Annotated in this window: 15 protein-coding genes and 2 pseudogenes; 12 read left to right on the top strand and 5 right to left on the bottom strand. The window is 58.0% G+C overall.

Annotated features, from left to right (window positions below):
- Positions 1-80: 80 nt before the first annotated feature.
- From mvk to fni, 3 genes are all read left to right on the top strand, one after another.
- Entirely contained in the window at positions 81-1334 is a 1254-nt protein-coding gene (mvk, locus tag BBOMB_RS04570; RefSeq protein ID WP_052377470.1) for a mevalonate kinase, read from the top strand.
- Positions 1335-1379: 45 nt separating this feature from the next.
- Positions 1380-2540, top strand: coding sequence for a diphosphomevalonate decarboxylase (mvaD, locus tag BBOMB_RS04565; protein WP_206538236.1), 1161 nt, complete (start codon positions 1380-1382; stop codon positions 2538-2540).
- 133 nt (positions 2541-2673) lie between these two features.
- Positions 2674-5535, top strand: a complete 2862-nt coding sequence (gene fni, locus BBOMB_RS04560) for a type 2 isopentenyl-diphosphate Delta-isomerase (protein WP_044086982.1) — start codon at positions 2674-2676, stop codon at positions 5533-5535.
- A 204-nt stretch (positions 5536-5739) separates the two neighbouring features.
- Here the strand turns inward: fni and BBOMB_RS07610 are convergent, their stop codons facing one another.
- Together BBOMB_RS07610 and upp are read right to left on the bottom strand one after the other, a co-directional pair.
- The gene (locus BBOMB_RS07610; protein ID WP_052377468.1) at positions 5740-6759 is read right to left on the bottom strand and encodes a YwiC-like family protein; all 1020 of its coding nucleotides are present in this window, start codon (positions 6757-6759) and stop codon (positions 5740-5742) included.
- A 324-nt stretch (positions 6760-7083) separates the two neighbouring features.
- Positions 7084-7722, bottom strand: coding sequence for a uracil phosphoribosyltransferase (gene upp / locus BBOMB_RS04550; RefSeq protein ID WP_044087232.1), 639 nt, complete (start codon positions 7720-7722; stop codon positions 7084-7086).
- A gap of 356 nt (positions 7723-8078) precedes the next feature.
- On the opposite strand from upp, the gene clpB reads away from it, so the two are divergent.
- Positions 8079-10718: an ATP-dependent chaperone ClpB gene (gene clpB, locus BBOMB_RS04545; protein ID WP_044086984.1), complete on the top strand. Its 2640-nt coding sequence runs from the start codon at positions 8079-8081 to the stop codon at positions 10716-10718.
- A 297-nt stretch (positions 10719-11015) separates the two neighbouring features.
- Here the strand turns inward: clpB and BBOMB_RS04540 are convergent, their stop codons facing one another.
- The gene (locus BBOMB_RS04540) at positions 11016-11861 is read right to left on the bottom strand and encodes a hypothetical protein (protein WP_044086985.1); all 846 of its coding nucleotides are present in this window, start codon (positions 11859-11861) and stop codon (positions 11016-11018) included.
- A gap of 92 nt (positions 11862-11953) precedes the next feature.
- Between BBOMB_RS04540 and BBOMB_RS04535 the strand changes: the two genes are divergently transcribed.
- The 5 genes and pseudogenes from BBOMB_RS04535 to BBOMB_RS08310 all read left to right on the top strand — a co-directional run bounded on the left by BBOMB_RS04535 (position 11954) and on the right by BBOMB_RS08310 (position 16919).
- Positions 11954-13345 carry a DNA recombination protein RmuC gene (locus tag BBOMB_RS04535; RefSeq protein WP_044086986.1) on the top strand — a complete coding sequence of 464 codons (1392 nt, stop codon included), beginning with the start codon at positions 11954-11956 and terminating at the stop codon, positions 13343-13345.
- A 179-nt stretch (positions 13346-13524) separates the two neighbouring features.
- Positions 13525-14319, top strand: a complete 795-nt coding sequence (locus BBOMB_RS08515) for a hypothetical protein (protein WP_044087233.1) — start codon at positions 13525-13527, stop codon at positions 14317-14319.
- A gap of 6 nt (positions 14320-14325) precedes the next feature.
- Positions 14326-14806, top strand: a pseudogene (locus BBOMB_RS08510) (RNA methyltransferase); the annotation flags it as partial.
- A gap of 203 nt (positions 14807-15009) precedes the next feature.
- Positions 15010-15240 (top strand): annotated as a pseudogene (locus BBOMB_RS08505) (TrmH family RNA methyltransferase); the annotation flags it as partial.
- Positions 15241-15647: 407 nt separating this feature from the next.
- A complete protein-coding gene (locus tag BBOMB_RS08310; RefSeq protein ID WP_052377466.1) occupies positions 15648-16919 on the top strand; it encodes a DUF5067 domain-containing protein in 1272 nt (423 codons plus the stop codon).
- Positions 16920-17011: 92 nt separating this feature from the next.
- Here the strand turns inward: BBOMB_RS08310 and BBOMB_RS04515 are convergent, their stop codons facing one another.
- Together BBOMB_RS04515 and BBOMB_RS04510 are read right to left on the bottom strand one after the other, a co-directional pair.
- The gene (locus tag BBOMB_RS04515) at positions 17012-17791 is read right to left on the bottom strand and encodes a response regulator transcription factor (protein ID WP_081867299.1); all 780 of its coding nucleotides are present in this window, start codon (positions 17789-17791) and stop codon (positions 17012-17014) included.
- 61 nt (positions 17792-17852) lie between these two features.
- A complete protein-coding gene (locus BBOMB_RS04510; protein ID WP_052400126.1) occupies positions 17853-19382 on the bottom strand; it encodes a sensor histidine kinase in 1530 nt (509 codons plus the stop codon).
- Between the two features lie 177 nt (positions 19383-19559).
- On the opposite strand from BBOMB_RS04510, the gene BBOMB_RS04505 reads away from it, so the two are divergent.
- From BBOMB_RS04505 to gatA, 3 genes are all read left to right on the top strand, one after another.
- On the top strand, positions 19560-20369 hold the full coding sequence (locus tag BBOMB_RS04505) for a DUF5067 domain-containing protein (protein ID WP_081867298.1): 810 nt from the start codon (positions 19560-19562) through the stop codon (positions 20367-20369).
- Positions 20370-20566: 197 nt separating this feature from the next.
- Positions 20567-20866, top strand: a complete 300-nt coding sequence (gatC, locus tag BBOMB_RS04500; protein ID WP_044086988.1) for an Asp-tRNA(Asn)/Glu-tRNA(Gln) amidotransferase subunit GatC — start codon at positions 20567-20569, stop codon at positions 20864-20866.
- Positions 20866-22416: an Asp-tRNA(Asn)/Glu-tRNA(Gln) amidotransferase subunit GatA gene (gene gatA, locus BBOMB_RS04495; RefSeq protein WP_044086989.1), complete on the top strand. Its 1551-nt coding sequence runs from the start codon at positions 20866-20868 to the stop codon at positions 22414-22416. Before gatC ends, gatA begins: the two co-directional genes overlap by 1 nt.
- Positions 22417-22430 lie beyond the last annotated feature (14 nt).

Raw genomic sequence — 22430 nt, 5'->3', positions numbered from 1 at the left:
TAAGCTGAAGCGCAGATAACGAATCATGCCGAGGTGCGCTCGTTGTAGGCCGCCTGTAATCGGCAAAACGGAGGCTCTACATGGTGCAAGCCAGTGATGAAGTGGTTCCCGCGGATGACGACGGGTTGTTTGGTGGGTTGTACGACGTGCGCAAACCTCGGAATTCCCACGATTTCGACCTTATGCGGGAAACAGGTGTGCCTTCAGTGGGGTATGGCGAGACTTGGGCAAAAGTCATCCTGATGGGCGAGCATTCCGTGGTTTATGGTTACCCTGCGGTTGCTTTGCCGGTGCGTCAGCTACGCATGCGTGCGTGGGCGAGACCCGTTCCGTGCGTTTCCACGCGAACAGGCGACGGTGTGCAGGCGCGTGCCGCTCATTCTGACTTACGCGACCATGAATGCACCATTCCCGCTTCTCAGGCGAGGTTGGCTCTCGGTGGGCGGCTTCGCGCACTTGACTATTGCGGGCCGCTGCGGCTTGCAGGTCCGCGTTTCGGCGGCGTTGAGCGAGCAGTGCGCGTAGCCCGTGATTTCGCGGGACGTCCGGATCTTGATTTCGACATCACCACGGATTGCAGTTTCCCGGCGGGCCGTGGCATGGGTTCTTCCGCCGCTTCTGCAGGTGCCGTCATCCGGGCGATTCTCAGTGCATGCGGCGTAAAGGCGAGCCGTAGGCAGCTGCTGGAGTTGACGCAAAAAGCCGAAGTCATCACGCATGGTCGTCCTTCGGGGCTTGATACGGTGGCGACCAGCTCGCACCAGGCGGTCACCTTCGAATCGGGTTCTTTCAACGAGTTTCCCGTGAGCATGGACGCTTATCTTGTTATAGCCGACTCGGGTATCGTCGGCAGCACGCGCGAAGCGGTCGGGCTGGTTGGGAAGCAGAATGAGCATGACGGTTCGCGGGTCAAGCGGATCATGGATGAGCTCGGGACGTTGGCGCGATGCTCTCAGCGTGATCTTGTCATAGGTGACATCACGCGCCTGGGCACGCGTATGAACCGGGCGCATGCGCTTCTGGCACAACTGAAAGTGAGCCACCCAGTGGTTGATCGGTTGGCGGGTGTGGCGTGTGGAGCCGGAGCGGAAGGTGCGAAAATGACCGGCGGAGGTTTGGGTGGGTGCCTTGTGGCATTGACCAAGAACAAGTCGGTGGCTTCGCATGTGCGCGACTCGCTGCTTCGTGAAGGTGCCGCCGGGGCTTGGATACACTCGCTCAATGACGATGCCGGTGCCCAAGTGTGCGGTTCTGCGCTTCCAGCAGGCCACTCGTCACGGCTCCCACTGGGTGATGGTGCGGATTCGCCCCGGAATCCCGTTCCGATGCAATGACGTGCGTGGTAGGCTCTCTTAGACGTGCGTGGTAGGCTCTCTTACGTGGAAAATTTGACGAACATCGACACCAAAGGCACTCCTGCCGCGGATGCGCCGATCGGCGGTTCGGCATCCGCTGGTTCATCGTCCCATGCTCGAAACCTAGGGGCGGGCGATGGTCGGCGGTCGTCTGACGATGGCGCTTGCGTCGGTTTCGCGGCCGCCAGCGCGGATGCGAACATAGCGCTGGTCAAATATTGGGGCAAGGCGGATGAGCGGCTCATACTACCGAGGTCCTCCAGTCTTTCGCTGACACTAGACGGTCTTTCGACGAGGACCGAAGTGCGCTTCCTGGAGACGCCCGGGAATGATGCCCAGGTCAAGGACGACGACCTTGTGATGAGAGACACGCTTACGATCGACGGGAAGCCTCAAAGCGGAAGAGCCCTGGAACGCGTGAGCGGTTTTCTCGACATCGTGAGATCCATGGCCGGGTTGGAAGGCACCGTTGCCAATGTCGCTTCATGGAACACCGTCCCCTATGGTGCGGGCTTGGCGAGTTCCGCATCCGCGTTCGCGGCGTTGGCGGCTGCGGCTTCGCGTGCTGCCGGTCTCTGGCTTTCTCCACGTGAGTTGTCGCGCTTGGCGCGGCGTGGTTCAGGGTCGGCTTGTCGGTCGGTTTTCGGCGGATTGGTGCGGTGGAATGCTGGGGTCAGTGATGAGACCTCCTACGCGGAACCGATTGATGGCTCGAAGCTGAATCTGGCGATTGTAGTCGTCTCTGTTTCGGAGGGCGTCAAACCGTTATCCAGTCGTGAGGCGATGGAACGCACTGTTGCCACCTCGCCGTTATATGACGCCTGGATTCGTTCGTGCGCCAAGGATATGGAAGAAGCCATGAAAGCCGTGGAATACGGTGATCTTGAGCTTTTGGGCCGCGTCACCGAAGCGAACTCAATGGGCATGCATTCGACAATGATGACCGCGCGCCCACCCATCCTATACTGGCTTCCCCAGTCCGTAGCGATACTCCGTGCCGTGCAGGGCATTCGTGCTGACGGGGTCGGCGCCTGGTCCACGATGGATGCCGGCCCCAATGTGAAGGTCCTTGTAGATGCGGGTGATGCATTGTCCGTGGCGGATGAGCTGAAGGAACGCGTTCCTGGTTGCAAGGTATCGGTGCATATGTCCGGTCATGCCGTGCGCTTCGAGGAATGCGATTGAGATCGTGTCGCCGGAGGTTTGGGGTATGGCGGGTACGGCGTGCGCTGTTCGTTGGAAAGCCCGCACGGCTTCGGCTATGATGAAGGAAAGTCTTTGGTGCTTCAGGGCGTAGGCGTGAGGAAGTAATTGATAGATGGACATTGATGGGAATCTTTCGGGGCAGGCCATCGACCGTGACACGGCGAACGGGCGTAATCAGGTGACGGACGGTGATCTGCCGGGAGAGACCGAAGCGAGGGCGTCCGGGAAGCTCTACGTCGCCGGAGAATACGCTGTGGTGGAGCAGGGCCATCCGGCTATTCTGGTCGGCGTCGACCGTTGGCTCACCGTTCGGGTCAGCGAAGTGCGCCAGCATGAGGGCGCTTCGGGTCTCGGCGTTTCAGTCGGTGTCATAGGGGAGAGCGCTGATGGTGGTGTGCGGGCCTTGAGTTCCCGTATCGGCGGGACGGAGGGTGAGGTCGGTTCCCTTCCTTCCAAGACGATCCGTGTGGACGGGAATGAGAATTGTGTTTCAACATCCGCCGACGTGTGGCTGGGGCAATCGGGGTCGATTCGTTCCGGTTTGCGTGGTGTGGGCGCCGGAGTGGATTTGGTCGGACGCATCCATTCCGAAGGTCATCCCGAAGCCTCCGTCACCTGGAGACGGCGCGGTGGTGTCGCCGTCCCCGATTTGGAGCAGCCCGGAGCGGCCTTCGTGCTCGCGGCGATTCATGCGGTCGAGGAACTTGCTCAGACGGCCGGAAGAACGCTGCGCGTCTACGACGTAAACATCACCAGTGAGTTGGACGATGCTTCGGGTCGGAAGTACGGTTTGGGGTCTTCCGCAGCAGTGACGGTGGCGACGGTCAAGGCACTTGTGCGCTTCTACGGACTTGATCTGACATCCATGCAGCTTTACAAACTCGCTTTTTCCGCTGCAAGCAGGGCGCAGAAAGTGGGTTCGGGCGGAGACATAGCCGCCAGCCTGTTCGGCGGGTGCATTCGCTTCACTTCGGTGGATCGGCAATGGGTCACGGAGCGTCTGCAGGGCGTTCCGCTCGCAGAGCTTATCGATATGCCTTGGCCTGGGTTGAGCATGGCCAGGATCGATGCCTTTGAGGGGAACAGCGGTGTACCGTCGGCCACCGTCGGTTCCGCTGGCGGATTGGTTGACGGACGTGAAGTCGATGACCGTCATGAAGGTCATGCTCCTGCGCGGGCTTCCGGCGGATGCGCCGGGGCACGCGGAGGTTCCCTGAATAACGCGCCATTGAAGTTGCTGGTCGGGTGGACCGGCAATCCGGCGTCGACGTCGGCGTTGGTCAGTCAGGTCAAGGAACGCAGTGCTGCTGAACATGAACGGTTGTACCGTGAGTTTCTGCATGCCAGTGACGTTTGTGTGGACGCTCTTGCTGAGGCTCTTGTCGAGGGGAATATGGAGGTTGTCTCCCGATGCATAGGTGAGGCGCGTCAGCTGCTGAAAGGTCTGTCCGATTTCACGGGTACCTTGATCGAAACTCCGAAACTGACCGAGCTCATCGATGTAGCGCAGGCATACGGCGCGGCAGCGAAGAGCTCAGGTGCCGGCGGTGGTGACTGCGGCATCGCCATCGTCCCGGCGCTCCGTGGTGATGCTTCCGGCGCGAACGACAATGACGGACAAAGCGCCGAAATATGCCGTGAATGGCGTGACAGGGGAATTCTGCCGTTGGATTTGTCGGTCACCGCCCCTCAGTTGCGGCTCGATGGGTGGATGGCCGTGAGGTCCAGGCAAGCCAATGCTCTTTCAGGGGCATACGCCCAGGGGTATGGGGAGAACCGGAAGAACGAGCATATGAGGCTCGCTTTGGATCAGCGCCGGCATGAAGGCCGAAACGCTTTCGACGACATTCGGTTCGTCCATCACAGTCTGGACAGTATTTCGGCCTCCGAAGTGGATTCTTCAACACGGGTTTGCGGCAGGAGATGGGACTTCCCTCTCTACGTCAACGCCATGACGGGAGGTTCGTCTCAAGCCGGGGAGGTCAACGCGTCGTTGGCTCGCGTGGCTGCGGCGACGGGTATCGCCTTGGCTACAGGTTCACAGAGCTCGGCGTTGCATAATCCGACGTTGGCCGAGACGTTCACCGTTATCCGGCGTCTGGACCGCACGGGATTCGTTTTCGCCAATATCGGTCCTGATGCCGGCGTCGATGAGGCATTGGCGGCGGTGGACATGATGCATGCGGAAGCATTGCAAATCCACCTCAACGCCGTGCAGGAAACCATCATGCCTGAAGGAAGCCGCTCTTTCAGCTCATGGCCGGACAACATCCGCCATATTGTGCAGGCTTCGCCGGTGCCCGTGGTCATCAAGGAGGTGGGTTTCGGCATGAGTCCTCGTACAGTGCGGCAACTTGCCGATCTGGGCGTGCGTACCGTGGATGTCAGTGGTTGCGGGGGTACGGATTTCGGAGTCATAGAAAACGAACGTCGCCGGCTGCACGAGTATGCCTATATGAATGGCTGGGGCCAGTCCACCCCGCTGTGTCTGCTTCAGCTTGAGGACGACCGGGTCGGTTCAGGCACGATGCAGGGTCCCGCAATGGCAGACGATGCCGAGGGTGCACTTTTCGATGAACGCCCTGCCTTGTCTAAACGGGCTGCGTCCGGTGTGGGCGAAAAGCCGCTCGGCACGGAGCCAGAGACGCAGACCGATGTTTCGCCGGTCGCCGTTCTTGCCTCAGGAGGAGTGCGTAGCGCGCTCGACGTGGTCAAGGCGCTCGCGTTGGGGGCCGAAGCTGTGGGGGTTTCAGGGCATTTCCTGCACACGTTGGACGAGCATGGGGAGCAGTCCCTTATCGATGAGATCAACGCTTGGAAGTCCCAGATGATTTCTCTTATGGCGCTGCTTGGTGCGCGAAGTGTCACCGACCTGCGTCGCACGGATCTGTTGGTCACGGCAGACACCGCCGAGGAGGCACGATTGCTCGGCGTGGATCTCAAGCACTTCGCGCATCGTTCGGATATGCGATGAGCGGACCTGCTATCATGCCGTTTCAAGGTGGCGACAGTCCCCGTTGTCCGTCTCCGAATGCTTCTGCGAGAGCCTGTTATGGTGCCGACGTGGCGACCGCCTCCGTTTGCCCGTCTCCGAATGCGAACAGGGCGGATCGGCCGGGGTACATGAGAATGATTTCTGACCGCACCCTTTGCGGCCATCGTCATGGTTCGTGGGCCGTCACGCCGCACCTAAGACGATGGCCAGCCAGTTCATGAGACTTGTGGCAATCTCCACCATTCCTATGTACATAGGTCTGATGCGGCGCTTGATCAGAGGAAGTGCGCACGCCCGCGCAAGCAGGACGCAGGCCGCCAATCCCCAAAGCGGTCGTACGGCGAAGCCGAGTACCGCCACGATGAGGTGATAGCCCATGGAAAGTGCGTAGTATCGGGAATCTCCATGTTTTCTGATCATGGTCTTCACGAAAAGCACTGATGCATATTCCGTGGCGGCGAAGGCCAAGGTCGGCGTCAAAGCGTATACCAGCGTTTGAGCGTCATGATGCGTTCCCAGTGACGACGTGATGGCGCACATCAATGATGCGCAGATCACCGCGACGGCGTTTCCCCATAAGGAGCGCTCCTTGCGTACATAAGCCGCGATGAAGGACATCGCCGCAAGCACGATCATCACTGGAGCCCACCACAACAGTCTCGGTGTCAGTACGACCAAGGGGACCCCGACTGCCGCCGTGCACGCCGCATATGTCAGCGTCGGTATCGCGGCCTTGCACAGTCTGGCTTTGTATTTCGTGGTGCGTGCGTTGAATTTGCCGGCGTTCGTCGTAGTATGTGGGGTCTGTGACGTGTGGGACGCCTGCCGCACATGCACGTTGCCGGCATCGGACGGTGTATGGGACTGCAGGTAGCCCGTCTGCTGGCCATCTGCCCGTGGGTGGGCCGTTGCGGAGGTGGTCGAGTTGCCCGTGCAATGACCGTGGTGCCGCGCTCCTTTGCGCGTCGAGGTACTGTGTGCGAGCAGCGCCAGATAGCGTGCCGTGCTGAATTGGAGGCAGTAGCATAACGTCCAAGCCACAAGAAGCCATGCCCCTCTCCAGGAAGGACCGCCTATGACGAACCCCCCCCAACGCCGGTCCCAGTGCCATGAACCAGGCTCCGGGCTGGTCGGGAATCCAGATTTTAGCCCGTCTATTCGTGTGCTCGCTTGTCGCCAAGCGATTTGCGTGCTCGCCGTCATCTGTCATTCATACAACTGTAATCGAATTGCGTTTTGCGCGTGTTGTTTTCCGCCTTATTTGAACGGGTTTCGTCAGTTGGTTCTGTGGGTGCCCTGAATGAATGAATGCACAGTCGTGCCCGGAAGACATCGTGCCGGCTTTAATGCACGGGTTGTAGCGGGACGGCTGGCTTTCAGCACGGACCCATGAACCCCGATGATGCCATCTTGATGGCGTGTATGGGTGCGATGGGAAGTGAAAATAAGGGGCGCATGCGGCCATGTGCCACAACGCCCCTTATTTTGCAAGAACTTGCGAAGCCGTTACGATACCACTTCGGTGTTTCAGTCGATGAGACCGTAGAGACGGTCGCCTGCGTCACCCAAGCCCGGAACTATGTAGCCGTGCTCGTTGAGTCTTTCGTCAACGCCGCATACCACGACCTTGAAGTCGATGCTCGGATCCAAGGTTTCTTCGACGCGCTTGAGGCCTTCGGGGGCGGCGATGATGTTGATCGAGGTGATGTCCTTGGCTCCGCGTTCCGCCAGGTAATGCGTGGCAGCGACGGTGGTGCCGCCCGTGGCGAGCATCGGGTCGAGCAGGAAGCACTGACGTCCCGTCAGGTCCTCGGGCAGGCGGTTCGCGTAGGTGATGATATCAAGGGTGTCCTCGTCACGCTTCATTCCGAGGAATCCGACTTCGGCGGTGGGCAGCAGACGGGTCATGCCGTCGAGCATACCCAGGCCGGCGCGAAGGATGGGAACCACCATGGGGCGTGGATTGGTCAGGTGCTTGCCGGTCATCGTGCAGATTGGGGTTTCGATTTCGCGATCTTCGACGGCGAGGTTGCGCGTCGCTTCATAGGCTTCCAGTGAGACGAGCTCTGAGACCAGTTCGCGGAAGATGTTGGATGGCGTGTTCTTGTCCCGTAGAACGGTGAGCTTGTGTTCCACCAGCGGGTGATTCAATACATGAAGTTGCATGTCTCCGATTCTAATCCCAGCCGTGGTCGGTGAGGTGCGCTCGCGGCCGTGGTGGAACGGCCCGTCCACGCCGCAAGGTCGCACGCCGTTGCCGGAGCACGCGTTGCGATCGTCGTCCGGCTGAAGTTCGTGCATGGGTCGATGCCCTCGGCGTCGAGGGTGCGACGGTATTTGCGCATCGCGTCTACGCGCATGGGGTCAGCGACGAAGGATTATAAAAGTTGAGTCCAGCTAACTCAACTTTTGGGAATATCTGTGCTCGTGAACTGTTGAACATGGCAGTTACGGAAATCTCGCTTCCGATGGACGTTCGGGGTTGGTTGGACATCGGGTGTGAACGAGCATGGAGGAATCATATGGAACAGAACTTTACGACTATGGCACAAAGCGCCATCGGAGATGCCGTTCAAAGCGCCGCCGCCGCAGGAAATCCGCAGGTCGACACCCTGCATTTGCTGGATGCGCTGCTTCGGCAGGAGAACGGAGTGGTGCCCGGACTCATCGAAGCGGCAGGGGGTGATCGCCAGGCCATTGGCGCGCAAGTACGCAACGCCTTGGTCCAGTTGCCCAGTGCCAGTGGATCGTCCACATCGCAGCCGGATGCCAGCCGCCAGCTGAGCCAAACGTTGAGCGAGGCCGAAAAAGAGATGAAGCGGATGGGTGACGAGTATGTCTCGACCGAGCATCTGCTGATGGGAATCATCGATGCGGCGCCGAACGAGGCCGCCCGCATCCTGACTTCGCATGACGTCACGGCCAAGGCGCTTCGCGATGCCGTGCCCAAGGTTCGTGGCGGAGCTAAAGTGACCAGTCCCGAAGCCGAGGGCAATTACAAGGCCTTGGAGAAATACTCCACCGATTTGACCGCCCAGGCGAAGGAAGGCAAGCTCGATCCGGTCATCGGCCGTGATCAGGAGATTCGCCGCGTCATCCAGATTCTCTCCAGGCGCACCAAGAACAACCCGGTGCTGATAGGAGAGCCGGGAGTCGGCAAGACGGCCGTGGTCGAAGGATTGGCGCAGCGTATCGTCGCCGGTGACGTGCCTACTGGTCTGCAACACAAGCGTCTGATCAGTCTCGACCTAGGATCGATGGTGGCTGGCTCGAAGTATCGCGGCGAGTTCGAAGAACGCCTCAAGGCCGTGCTCAACGAGATCAAGAGTGCCAATGGCGAGATCATCACCTTCATCGATGAGATTCATACCATCGTTGGGGCGGGTGCCGCCGAAGGATCGATGGATGCGGGCAATATGCTCAAGCCCATGTTGGCCAGGGGCGAGCTGCGCCTCATCGGTGCGACCACACTCGACGAGTATCGCGAGAACATCGAGAAGGACCCTGCGTTGGAGCGCCGTTTCCAGCAGGTGTTCGTCGGTGAGCCGAGTGTCGAGGACACCATTGCCATCCTTCGTGGTCTCAAGCAACGTTACGAGGCTCATCACAAGGTGACGATCGGTGACGACGCTCTTGTTGCCGCGGCCACGCTTTCGAACCGCTATATCTCCGGTCGTCAGCTGCCTGATAAGGCAATCGACTTGGTGGATGAGGCCGCCGCGCACCTGCGCATGGAGCTTGACAGTCAGCCCGAGGAGATCGATGAGCTGCAGCGCCGCGAGACGCGTCTCGAAATGGAGGAGATGCAGCTGAAGAAAGCCGAGGACCCGGCCAGCAAGATCCAACTGAAGAAGTTGCAATCGGAGCTTGCGGATACCCGTGAGAAGCTTGCGGGATTGAAGACCCGGTGGGATGCTGAAAAGGCGGGGCACAACAAGGTGGGCGATTTGCGTGCCCAACTCGATGCCAAGCGTGTTCAGGCCGACAAGTTCACCCGCGAGGGCAACCTCGAAGAAGCCAGCCGCATTCTGTACGGTGAGATACCGGCGATCCAGAAACAGTTGGACTTGGCCGAGCAGGCCGCGGATGAGCAGAACGATAGTGGCCAGGAGACGGAACCCATGGTTCCCGACCATGTGGACGCTGATTCCGTAGCTGGTATCGTCTCCGAGTGGACGGGCATTCCGGTCGGACGGCTCATGCAGGGGGAGAACGAGAAGCTGCTCCACATGGAAGACTTTCTGTCCAAGCGGGTGATTGGACAGAAAGAGGCCATCCAAGCCGTTTCAGATGCGGTTCGCCGTTCGCGTGCAGGTATCTCCGACCCCGATAGACCGACGGGATCCTTCATGTTCCTCGGGCCTACGGGCGTGGGCAAGACCGAACTGGCCAAGGCGCTTGCGGACTTCCTGTTCGACGACGAGAAGGCCATGGTGCGCATCGACATGAGCGAATACATGGAGAAATCCTCGGTATCGCGGCTTATCGGTGCTGCACCAGGCTACGTCGGTTATGACGAGGGCGGTCAACTGACCGAAGCCGTACGGCGCCGTCCATACTCCGTGGTGCTGTTCGACGAAGTGGAGAAGGCCAACCCGGAGGTGTTCGACCTGCTGCTACAGGTGTTGGATGACGGAAGGCTTACTGATGGACAGGGCCGGACGGTGGACTTCAAGAACACCATCCTCATCATGACTTCGAACTTGGGTTCGCAGTTCCTGGTTCAGGATGACCTGGATGAAGACGCGAAACGTGAGGCGGTCATGGATGCGGCCCACGCGCACTTCAAGCCGGAATTCCTCAACAGGCTTGATGAGATGGTAATATTCCATCCGCTCACACGCGAAGAGCTTGGCGGCATCGTGGATATTCAGGTAAAGCAGGTCGCCTCGCGTCTGACCGATCGGCGCATTACGTTGTCGGTCACCCAGGCCGCCAAGTCCTGGCTTGCCGATGCCGGTTACGACCCCGCCTACGGGGCTCGTCCGCTGCGTCGGCTGGTGCAGACCGAGGTCGGCGATCAGATGGCCCGCATGCTGCTCAGCGGAGCGGTGCATGACGGTGACACCGTGTTGGTCGACCAGACCGGTGGCGAGCATCTTGAACTCACTGTCATGCCATCCGACCCGCTTGCCGAGGATTCGCAGGAAGGGAAGGCGTGACGCATTCAGGAGTGCGAGTGTTCGTTTGAACGGTTCGTCTGAACGAACCGTTCAAACGAACAGTTCAGGTCTAAAGGTGCGTTCCCCGCGGGTCGTCAGATGCGGATGGGTGATGACCTGTCTTGATCCATCCGCACTGATTCCATTTCCGTGGGTTCACGGATGCGTTCGGTGGCGACTGCGAAACCACCGCCAGTGGTTCTTGGATTAGATTATGTCCGTGTTCCTTTGTGCCGTAGTGCCTTCGAAGATTGTCGCAGTCGCCGCCTTGTCGGATGCGACCGGCGGTGTCGAGCGTCAATCCTGGTTTGTGCGTGGCTCCCGAGCAAGTTCCCATATGGAGTAGGCTGAAAGGAACAATCCGGTGATGAGTAGAACCCCTATGGCGATGATTAAGGCGTTCGCCAACCGCGGCTGAGGTCCGAATACCAGGAATATTGCGAAGCACCAAATCGCTGCGCACAGACTCGCGATGACGAAAACTCTAATGAACGCGGCGACATGCGCCAATTGAGTGGATGCTTCCACATTGGCAGTCCGCCGTTGTGAAGTAGAGGAATGTAGGCGCAAGGCGCCTGCCTTCAGCCGGTCTACGAACAGCGACAGGGAGATGATGATGCCGGTGACTTCAAAATAAGGGTGAGAGCCATTTGGCAGCTGATTGCCTGCGATGCACAGCACCATACTGTAAAGGTAGGAGGCAATGATGCCCAGCGAGATAAGGACCGACCTGCCGGGAATCCTGTGCTTGAGTGCCTCCCATCCTTCGTGCAGCACGGATGAGCCGCAGTAGAACATCACCGGCGTGATGAGAATCGCCTGGAGCCAAGGGCTGTCAAGCCACGATGGCAGGAATCCTGGAGCTGATCGTGTGAACAACGAAACGACAAGCACGGGAACGGTGAGTATCGCGGCGATGGCGAGTGAGCGTGACGTGTGTTTAGTGTAATCGCGGAGCTTCGAAGGGTCTGACACGGCCTTCATGTCACCGTGCCCAAGCAGGGTCGCCTCAGTGGAGGCGTCCGCTCCGTCGGAATGGAAGAATTGGATGACAAACCATGTCAACACCGCGGCCACAACGGCGGCAAGTCCGTCTTGGAATATGTTGAATATGCTGATGTGCAATCGTCTTCCTCCTTTCATCTCCATCATTGCAGGTCGTGCAGAGAAAACAATCATACGACGGATCGGAATCGTCGGCGTGTGCACTCGAATTGTATAATAACATCGAACATATGTTCGATAATCCTGTGGTTGGAATAGTTCTTATGCTTATCGTAGCGGCTCTGGGGCTGATCGCCGGGTATGCCGTAGGTAAGACGAAGGGTGAGCGCTCCGTGCTCCACGATGGGGCCGAAGGTGGTCTTGGTGCGGGTATGCTTACCGTGCAGGAGGCAGACGCGCTTCGGTCCAGAAACGAGAGCCTCAACGCACAGGTCTCGGCGTTGAACGCGGACAACGCACGTGTTCGCGCTCAGGCGGAAGGTCTGAGTCAACAGCTGTCGTTCGTCAAATCGCAGCTTGCCCAGGCACAGCAGGCCGAGCAAATCAGAGTGCAGCATGAACGCGAGCGTGCCGCACAGGAGGCGGAACGAAAGCGCGAGGAACAGGCCAAGACCATGAGCGAGCAGAGCAAAGTGATTGCGGCGCTCGCCCCGGTGCAGAAGAATCTCGATGCGCTGCAGATGAAAGTCGCCCAAATCGAGGAGGGACGTAAAAGCGAGATGGGCGCTTTGGGCCAGCAGCTCAAGGGTCTTGGGGACCAGCAGGCAAGGCTCGATAAGGAGACGAGTTCATTGTCTGCCGCGCTTCGCAATAACAAGGTTCGTGGCGCCTGGGGTGAGGCGCAGCTGCGCAACATAGTAGAGTCGGCGGGTCTTCTGGAGCATGTCGATTTCGACACCCAAGTGGTGGTCACCGACCCCGAGGGCAATATTCAACGGCCGGATATGGTGATCCATCTGCCCGGCGGGAAGGCCATTCCGATTGATGCCAAGGTACCGTATTCCGATTATCAAAGGGCTTGCGAGATTCCAGAGACGGCTTCGCCCGAAGACCTTGACAGACGGAAGAGTTTGCTGCAGGCCCATGCGCGTGCCTTGCGCGAGCATGTGAAAACGCTGGGAGACAAGGCATACTGGAATGCGTTTGATACCGCGCCTGATTTCGTCATAGCCTTCATCCCCAATGATGCTTTGCTTCAGTCGGCTCTTGAGGTTGACCCCTCATTGATGGATGATGCATTCGCCCAGAAGGTGGCATTGACCTCTCCAGTCACGTTGTGGGCGGTGCTCAAATCGGTGGCGTTCGCGTGGCAACAGCAGAGCCTTACAGATGATGCCAAGACGTTGTTCAGGCTTTCTCGCGAGCTCTATGAGAGATTCGCGACCTTGGGGGCGAATGCAAACAAACTGGGCAAATCCATTTCAAGCACCGTGAACGCATACAATCGATTCGCATCGTCGTTGGAGTCGCGCGTGCTCGTTACGGCGCGTAAGATGCAGAAGATCGATGGAAACAAGGTGATTGAACCCGTCGAGATGGTCGATCCAGATAAGGCCAACCTACGTGAGCTTAGCGCTCCCGAGCTTCAATCGGATGACGATTCTCCGGTCACGCCTGTCTGAAGTCGGTGATGTGGACGGTGTGCCAGTGCTCCTGTCGTGACGTTCGCACACGGTGTCTGTTGATCTCAGCAGATCGGTGTGCTTCGGGTGGTCCATGGAGAGAATTCGACGCAGCGGCTTTTTGGATGCAGCTTCGTGAAGTGTTGGTCTATGACCTGCACTCACGTTATGGTGACAGTATGGAGAACCTAGATCGTGAGGACGGAGTTCGAATGGCGCAACGTACACGGACGGTCGATGCGCATCGGCTGGATGACAAAGAGACGTTGCGTGCCTTGCTTGAGCAGCAGATTTCAGACAAGCCGTTCAATGAATTGTTCGCGGTGACCTTGAGTCATGAAGGGGCTTGCGTGCTGGGTTCCGTATTGCTCGATGAACTTGATCGCCGGGGTTTTGGGGCTGGTTCTTTCGATGCCGTTGGTGCGCTGACGGCGGCTGCGGTTCCAGTGGTCACGGCTATGGTAACCTCGGCGGCGCAAGCTGGCTTCGGATTGGACGGGTTTGTTATGGACTTCGTTTACCCATCCATCAAAGGGCCGTCCATCGAGGGGAAGAAGGTCATACTTGTGGATGCCTGGCTTTCCGAGAAATCCTATGTACAGACCTCCTCCCTGGTTACATTACATAATGGCAATGAGCTAAGCCTTGACTTCGGGATCGTATCCCGCGCCGGTGCGCAGGTGTTGGCCGTGGCCTCGCTGATAGGTGGGGTGGACGATTCGCGAAGTGATGCCGTCGCCGCATGTGCCACTGGCGGCAGCATCGACGGCTCTGGCGAGGTGGCCGGCGCAATGCATGATACCGCTCCCTCTGCGTCAGCCAGCGACATGACGGCCGCGCATGACATTCAAGTCGTCGATCCGGTTGACGGTGGGCGGCGGTCAATTCCCTTCGTCATGGCTTTTGAAGAGCACGAATTGCGTCGTGGTGCCGCCCATGAACTGGATGGCGGTATGACAAGGAATGGCAGGTGAGGGTCCGTGCGTGAGCCCAATGCGATTACCGCCGCCGCAAAAGCTTCAGGAGAACCGGTGTTCCGAGAGGTGGGCGTAGGTCCGTGGAGTGAAACCCACCCTGGGGTGCCACGTCCGGATGACCATTCCAGTCCGGATTTCGATTCCCGGTATGATTCGAAGCTCCTTGACGAAGGAGATCGGCGTAATGTGCTTGATCGCTTCCGGTATTGGTCTGTGGAGGCCATTAAATCCGAGCTCGATCGCCAGGGACGGCATGGTTTTGAGGTCGCCGTCGAAAATTGGACGCACGATTTCAATATCGGGTCGATGGTTCGCACGGCCAACGCGTTCGGTGCGAAGTCGGTGCACATCGTCGGCCCGCATAAATGGAATCGCAAAGGTTCGTTGATGACCGAGCTGTATCAGCATGTCGACCATTATCCTTCCATTGAGAGCCTCGTGGATGCTTGGCATTGTGAAATCGCCGGGGAGATCGCTCGGGCCGAAGAAGCCCGTGACCGTATCTACGATACGATCTGCGGTAATGGAATGGCCACGAAGAAATATGGCGCTTCATACATGGATGCCGTGGAAGGTACGGCTTCGTGTAGGGGGACGGATGGCGATGATGCTTCGGATGACGAGAAGCAAGGGCGACTCGAACAGGATGAGCGGCGATATCGTGAAATCGAGCGTGAAGCCCGAGAATCCAAAATCATAGCGCTTGACATCATCCCCGGTGCGGTCCCGATCGAGACCTACCGGTTTCCCGCTCGATGTCTGCTGCTTTTCGGTGCAGAAGGGCCGGGCTTGTCACGAAAGGCCGTGGAACTCGCCGATGACGTGGTCTACATCTCGCAATTCGGTTCGGTTCGGTCCATCAATGCCGGTGCGGCGGCGGCAGTGGCCATGCACTGCTGTCTTTCGCAGCATCTGTGACGTCCCTTAGAGTGCAGCAAGTGGCACCAGCATTCTTAATTTTGCGCAGGGTATACGGTATCGTTCGTTTTGAAGTGCGGGGTTGGGCATAGTCGAATATTGAACGCTATGTCGTCGCTTGTTAATGAGCGTTTTATTTCATCGCCCGATGAAGTGATATGTGATTGTGACGAAATGATGCCGCCAGTGATGCCGTGTGTATCGGTGCGGAAGATGATACTGGCTGTGGATCTGAGCGGTTGTTTGGCGGCGGTGTCGGAGAGACGGCAATAACGCGGTCTGCGGTATGGGCAGGAACACGGTTGTAAGAATGCTCCTCGAATTTGGTTGGGCATGCCGTAAATACCATAGTTTGTGTAATAATTTATAGCAGATGCAAGGTATGCATCGAGAGCAGGAGAAAAGATATGCAGGAATTTGATGGTCTCGAGCCCGGTAATGATGGGCAGGTGAATCAGCCGAATCCAACGGAAAACGGTCTTGGGAATGATTCGCCGTATGTCAATGGAAGCCATAATGGTGACAACGCCTTGGGAGCGTCGGACGCAACAACCCCGCAGGTCTCACAAACGCCTCAGGTTCCGCCAAGCCCCGTAGTTCCCCAGGTTCCTGAGCATGATTCGACTGCTCATGAAACTCAACAAGGGCCTTATACCCAGCCGTATCAGGAGGCGTCTCAGCCGTACCAGGAACCTGCCCAGCCGTATCAGGAAGCGTCTCAGCCATATCAGCCGGCATCTCAGCAGCCTTTCCAGGTTTCTCAGCAGGGTGCGCAGTTCCCGCAGACTCAGGCGCAGCCGCAGTTCCAGTCAAGCCAGCAACAGGGTCAGCAGACTCCGCAGTTGTTCCCGCAGGAACCGCAGCCCCAGTTCCAGCAACCTTTCGCCGGTGGCAATGGCCAGATGCCGGGTACCGACGGACCGAACCGGTCTGAAGGGAACACCGTATGCGGCATTATCGCTTTGGTGCTTGGTGTTCTTGCATTCATTCTGAGTTTCATACCCCTCGTCGATACCTTTGCGATACTGCTCGCGATTGTGGGTGTGATTCTGTCCGTCGTCGGTTTGGTCGGCGTGTTCTGCGGCAAAAAGACGGGTAAAGTGCTCACCATCATCGCCACCGTGCTTAATGTCCTGGCGTTGATCATTTCCTTCGCCATGATGGCTGGATTGAGCAAGGCAATGAATGAGGACGTCACGAAATCTCAATCCTCATCGGCTATTGCTCCTAAGCATGACCATGACTCGAAGGACTCCGGTAAAGCCTCCGGCGGCGCCAAGTCAAATTCAAAGGGCGGCACACAGGACTCCGAGGGCGATTTGCCCCATGCTCACGTCAAGATTGTTTCGGCGGTGAAGAGCGTGAACGATTTCGACGGCAAGCCGACCGCACTGGTGACGTATCAATGGACAAACAAGGATACTAAGAACAGTGACTTCATTACGGCGATGCGTGCTGTGGTCTTCCAGAACGGGAAAGAACTGGAGACCACTTTCTATAGCAGTGAAAATACTCCTCAGGGCTACGATCAGTCTTCCGAGAGCAGGGAATTGCAGCCTGGAGCCAGTGAGACCACCACTGTTGCATATATCGTATCCGACAATTCGCCCCTCACGGTGGAGGTAACCGATTTATTCGGGTCGGATACAGCCAAGATATCGCACACGTTTAATCTCTGACGTCTACAATCAGATTTCTTATCCGTGCCGCTCGTTTGCCCTATCTTGCGAACGGGCGGCACGGTTTTGCAGCCAGTGATGCGGGTGGATGCTCAAAGGTCGCAGGCATCGAAGTCCGCCACGGCGACCAGTTGGGCGAGTTGCACCCTGCTCATGCCCAGCCGATTGCAGGCACTTGTCAACGTCTTCTTCTCGGAACTTTCCGAGATGTACAGTTTGTTGGCGATTTCGGCATTGGAACAGTCCTGCCCTACCAACAGTGCTATCTCCCGCTCACGATTGGTCAGGGAATCGAGCAGTTTTCGCGCCTCGTCCCTTCGCGTTCTTGGCTGGTCATGGTGCAGATCATGGATGATCTGTCTCTGGCTCGGCATGTCGAATTGGGGGTCACCGTGGCAGACGTCGGTGATCCGCCCTATCAATTCGCTGATGTCTCCCGCCTTGGATATGAACCCGTCGGCTCCGGCCTCTATGGCCCTCTGCACGTTGTCGGTAGGACCCAAAGCTGTGAAAATGAGGATGTGCGGCTTGGGCTTTATGTCCTGCATGAGGCGCGTGGCAGTTATGCCATCCATTCCGGGCCGCATGGCGATGTCCATAAGGACGACGTCGGGATGCTCCTCGCGCGCGTGCTCCACTGCAGCGGCGCCGTCGGTCGATGTTGATGCGACGCGAATCGTTCCATTCGATGATGTGGTCAGGATTTGCTCCATAAGCTGGCAGATGGCCGGATCGTCATCTGCTATGCTCACGCGGATGGGTCGATGAAACTCGCCCTCAACCTCACCGTGGATGCCGTTCACGCTGTCGGCTTCTGCAGCGTCACACGAATCGGTGTCAAACCGGTGACTCGCTTGCAGAAGATCGTTCATAGCACATAACTGTACTCGGCAAGAGTGATTTTGAACACGTCACGATGCTGGATATGTTCCTTCAGCTGGGTTTCACGGGCTCGGCGGTGTTGGAGAGCCAGGGCAGGCTCATTTCCAAAGTGAAATGGCGCCTGGAGTCGACACCATATTCGCATTTTCCGCCGACGGCACGTGCGCGTTCCTTCAATCCAGGCAGCCCGTTGCCCCCGGTATCCGGCTGTTGTTCCTGCATCGGCCAATTTGTGGCGTCCGTCCGTCCGCCCTGCGAAACCTCCGCGAGGCCATGTCCGCCCGCCGTCTCATTGCTGATATGTATATGCACGCCAAGTTGGGGAGCGGCGGTCAGTTCCAGAGAGACTTCCTGGCCTGGGGCGTGTCTGCGCGCATTGGTGAGGCCTTCCTGTACTGCACGGTATGCGACTTTGCTGATTGTGGGGTTCAGTTCACTCAATTGATGGATGTCGATCCATGTGGCGATTTTCATGCCGCTTGCCTTGGCGTCGTTGATGAGTCCTTCCAACGACTCCCTGGTCATTGAGGTCTCGTCATTGGGAGCCAACGCCTGCAGAGCTGTCCGTGGATTCTTGAGCATGCCGATGATGGAGTGCGCGTCGTTCAGGGCGTTCTTTGCCTGACGTTGTATGTCGGTGGCCTTCTCGTGAATTGACGCCGCCGTATCCCGGATATTGTCGTAGTCAACGGCCGGCCGATCTGGGTTCCGTTGAGCATCACCGGCTTCCATCTGTCTGCGGAGCTGTTCGGCTTGAATCACTACGACGTTGGCATTCAGTGATATCAGGGTGAGCGAGTGCGCCAGTGTGTCATGTGCCTCGGCGGCGATGGCTTCCGACACTTGTTTGCTGCTGAGTGCATTCTCGAGGGTGGCGGCATGGTTCTGCGTTTCATCGGTCTTTAGGTTCGCTACATCGAGACTGGCGCGGGAACGTATGTACAGTCCTATCAACGTCGCCACCGCTATGGCGCTCAACGTCACGATTGTAGCCGCCCAATTGATGGTCGTCTGGTTCGTCGTCACGATGATCGGTGCCTCCTTGTCGTCGCGTGGCTCGGAGAAGAATATCTTCCACACGGACGCATTCGGGGCCTGTCGGGCATCGCGCAGCTGGGACCATAATGAGACGGCCGTCACCATTATCGTCGAGCGTATGGCCACTGCCCGCTGGTTTCTTCTAGCGAGCGTGGACGTGAACATCATGATTGCCAACAGCGAATCAAGCGGGAATATCACCACCAGCAGGCATGCCACCCAGAACATCTGTTCGGGGTACTTCGAACGGTACGGGATGATGATGATGGCTACCAGCCCGACCAAGAAGGAGAAGATGCACCAATTGAATCCGACGGTGCCCTGGGAATACTGGTTCGTCTGCATCGCGGGCTGCACAATATCCAGGAGCAACCCGAACACCATCATGGTGATTGTACATAACCATTTCGTATGTACGGGTACTTCCCCCGATTCCCCGTCACGTTGGGGGACGATGCGTTCATGCCCCGAAGCCGGTCCGGTCATGTCCTGTCGTGTCATGTCTCCGGTCATACCGGTTTGTTGCGCAGTATCGGTGTCCACGCTTCCTACGATATTGCCTCGATACCCCAAGCGCCAGTATACGTAAGGTCATTTATGAGATTCTCACGTGTCCGAACGGTCATCCGTTTTTGCCCTTTTGCCCCATAGCGGGAGGTCTCTCCATGCCGTAGTTTAGGAAAACGCAAAGTATGCAACATCAAGTAGAAGAGAGATATCATGACGCAATTAGATACGAACGACGTTGTACCAGGTGGGCAGTTGCCTGACGGCCGGCACTCCTCCAACCCGGTGGGGAATTCGGTGTGCGGCATCATCGCTTTGGTGCTTGGCGTTCTTGCGTTCATTCTGAGTTTCATCCCCATTGTCAACAATTTTGCGGCGATCATTGCCGTCATCGGCGTGATCCTTGCGGTTGTCGGCTTGATTGGTGTGTTCCGCGGCAAGAAGAAAGGCAAGGCGCTCACGATCATCGCCACGATTCTCAATGTTTTGGCAATCGTCATTACGCTGGGAATGCAGTCCGGCCTGAGCAAGTCGCTCAATGATTCCACATCGAAATCCGCGTCCTCATCGGTCTCTGCGCCGAAGGACTCCGGTTCTTCCAAGGATGCGAAGAAAGGCGACGGCTCTAAATCCGCAGCCAAGGGCGGTGCTCAGGATACCGAGGGGGACCTGGGGCACGCTCATGTGAAGATTGTCTCGGCGGCACGAAGCGGGAACGATTACAACGGCGCACCGACCGCGCTGGTCACGTATCAGTGGACGAACAAGGACACGAAGAACACCGCCTTCAGCGTGGCGACCCATGCACAGGCCTTCCAAAACGGCCAGGCTCTTGATTTGGCGATATACACCGATGCGCCGGCCGGGTACGATGCGAACTCGTCCTTGGCGGAGCTGCAACCGGGCGCCAACGGTACGGTAACTCAGGGATACGTGCTCAAGGACAGTTCGCCCATCACGGTTGAGATCACCGATTTCATCTCGACGAACGGCGCCAAAGTGTCGCATACATACAATCTGTGACATCATTGGCATCAGTCATTCGGCCGCGTCGGTCTCTTGGTGGGATTCGGCGCGGCCGTTTTCGTATACCGTTTTCGAACGCCGGCGCACGCTGGGGCGGCGTTTGGACCGAGCGGTCGGGTTACCGGGTAAACCTCCGTGGTTCGCAGGCGTTGAGAAGTAACCTGTAAGTCACAATCGCCTAATATAATGGATTCATGCCTACATTCACTAGAGAAACAGTCGCGCATTTGGGTGAGCTCGCACAAATAGCGCTCACTGACGAGGAAGCGACCCGCATGCAAGGCGAGTTGAACGTCATCGCAGATTCTATCAACAAGGTTCAGGAAGTCGCGTCCGACGATGTCGAGCCAACGGCCAACCCCATTCCGTTGGAGGCGTATTTGCGTCCCGACATCCCCCAAGCGCCGCTTAAGCGTGAGGACGCGCTTGCAGGAGCCCCGGCGACTGAGGATGGCATGTTCGTAGCCCCACGGATTCTTGGAGATGAAGAGTGATGAGTACTTCGCAAGACAACGATTTGCTGCGACTTTCTGCAGCGCAGATGGCGAGCAGGCTGCGGGCCAAGGAGATTTCCAGCCGAGAATTGGTGGACGCGCATCTGAACGTCATCGATGCGGCGGAACCAGGTTTACATGCGTTCCTGAAGGTTTCGGCGGACGAAGCCCGTGCCCAGGCCGATGAATTCGATAAGAAAAACATTGCCGGCGAGGTTGGTTCGTTGCCTGAGCTCGCGGGGGTTCCCATCGCCATCAAGGACATGATCGTCACCAAAGGAATCGAGACGACGGCCGCCTCGAAGATTCTTGAGGGATGGGTGCCGCCCTACGACGCCACCGTCATTGAAAAGCTGAAGGCTGCCGGCATGCCGATTCTCGGCAAGACGAATCTCGACGAATTCGCGCAAGGTTCCTCCACGGAGCATTCCGCCTTCGGCCCTACCCGTAATCCGTGGGACACCAGCCGTGTGCCCGGTGGTTCCGGTGGTGGCTCGGCAGCTGCGGTGGCGGCGTTTGAGGCTCCTTTGGCTTTGGGCACTGATACCGGCGGTTCCATTCGTCAGCCTGGAGCCCTGACCGGAACGGTCGGAGTCAAACCGACTTATGGCGGTGTTTCACGGTTCGGTGCCATTGCCATGGCCAGTTCTCTGGACCAGATCGGACCGGTGTCCCGTTCTGTACTTGATGCGGCGCTGCTTCAGGAAGTCATCGGCGGTCACGACGTGCGTGATTCCACCTCCATTCCCATGGAGGTTCCAGCTCTTTCCAAGGCCGCCCGTGAGGGTATGAGACGAGATCTGAAGGGGCTGAAAGTTGGTTTGATCAAGCAGCTGGGCGGTGACGGCTATCAACCTGGTGTCAAGCAGCGTTTCAACGAGGGTGTCAAGTTGTTGCAGGATATGGGTGCTGAAGTCGTCGAGGTCGATTGCCCGCATTTCGACTATGCCCTGGCCGCCTATTACATCATCATGCCTTCGGAGGTCAGCTCGAATCTGGCCCGTTACGACGGCATGCGCTACGGTCTGCGCGTCATGCCCCCGGAAGGCGTTCCACAGACGGCGGCGAATATGATGGCGTACACTCGCGAGGCTGGCTTCGGGGACGAGGTCAAGCGTCGTATCATTCTTGGCATCTACGCCCTTTCCGCAGGCTACTATGACGCTTGGTACGGCAAGGCACAGCAGGTCCGCACGCTGATTATCCATGATTTCGAGCAGGCGTTCGAAAAGGCGGATGTGCTCATTTCTCCAACCTCGCCCTCCACAGCATTCAGGTTTGGAGAGAAGATGGATGATCCGCTTTCGATGTATATGAATGACATCGCCACGATTCCGGCGAACATGGCCGGAACACCGGCCATGAGCATTCCCGCAGGTCTGAGCGACGACGGTCTTCCGGTCGGTTTCCAGTTCATTGGGCCGCAGAAGCGTGACGACGTGATGTACAAACCCGCGGCGGCGCTCGAGGCGGCGCTCGAGGAACAATGGGGCGGTCCGATCTGGAGCTCGTTGAAGACCCCTTGGCTTGACGGCAAGTCCGCGAAGTAAACGACGGTAAGGAG

The organism is Bifidobacterium bombi DSM 19703, assembly GCF_000737845.1.
In the GTDB taxonomy this organism is placed as follows: domain Bacteria; phylum Actinomycetota; class Actinomycetes; order Actinomycetales; family Bifidobacteriaceae; genus Bifidobacterium; species Bifidobacterium bombi.
This window is presented reverse-complemented; position numbering and strand designations above follow the sequence as displayed.

What these genes read in the sequence shown, in the direction of transcription:
- mvk (WP_052377470.1), top strand. Translation starts at nt 81, where the DNA reads ATGGTGCAAGCCAGTGATGAAGTGGTTCCCGCGGATGACGACGGGTTG.
- fni (WP_044086982.1), top strand. Translation starts at nt 2,674, where the DNA reads ATGGACATTGATGGGAATCTTTCGGGGCAGGCCATCGACCGTGACACG.
- BBOMB_RS07610 (WP_052377468.1), bottom strand. Translation starts at nt 6,759, where the DNA reads ATGACGGCGAGCACGCAAATCGCTTGGCGACAAGCGAGCACACGAATA.
- upp (WP_044087232.1), bottom strand. Translation starts at nt 7,722, where the DNA reads ATGCAACTTCATGTATTGAATCACCCGCTGGTGGAACACAAGCTCACC.
- clpB (WP_044086984.1), top strand. Translation starts at nt 8,079, where the DNA reads ATGGAACAGAACTTTACGACTATGGCACAAAGCGCCATCGGAGATGCC.
- BBOMB_RS04540 (WP_044086985.1), bottom strand. Translation starts at nt 11,861, where the DNA reads ATGAAAGGAGGAAGACGATTGCACATCAGCATATTCAACATATTCCAA.
- BBOMB_RS04535 (WP_044086986.1), top strand. Translation starts at nt 11,954, where the DNA reads ATGTTCGATAATCCTGTGGTTGGAATAGTTCTTATGCTTATCGTAGCG.
- BBOMB_RS08515 (WP_044087233.1), top strand. Translation starts at nt 13,525, where the DNA reads ATGGAGAACCTAGATCGTGAGGACGGAGTTCGAATGGCGCAACGTACA.
- BBOMB_RS08310 (WP_052377466.1), top strand. Translation starts at nt 15,648, where the DNA reads ATGCAGGAATTTGATGGTCTCGAGCCCGGTAATGATGGGCAGGTGAAT.
- BBOMB_RS04515 (WP_081867299.1), bottom strand. Translation starts at nt 17,791, where the DNA reads ATGAACGATCTTCTGCAAGCGAGTCACCGGTTTGACACCGATTCGTGT.
- BBOMB_RS04505 (WP_081867298.1), top strand. Translation starts at nt 19,560, where the DNA reads ATGACGCAATTAGATACGAACGACGTTGTACCAGGTGGGCAGTTGCCT.
- gatC (WP_044086988.1), top strand. Translation starts at nt 20,567, where the DNA reads ATGCCTACATTCACTAGAGAAACAGTCGCGCATTTGGGTGAGCTCGCA.
- gatA (WP_044086989.1), top strand. Translation starts at nt 20,866, where the DNA reads ATGAGTACTTCGCAAGACAACGATTTGCTGCGACTTTCTGCAGCGCAG.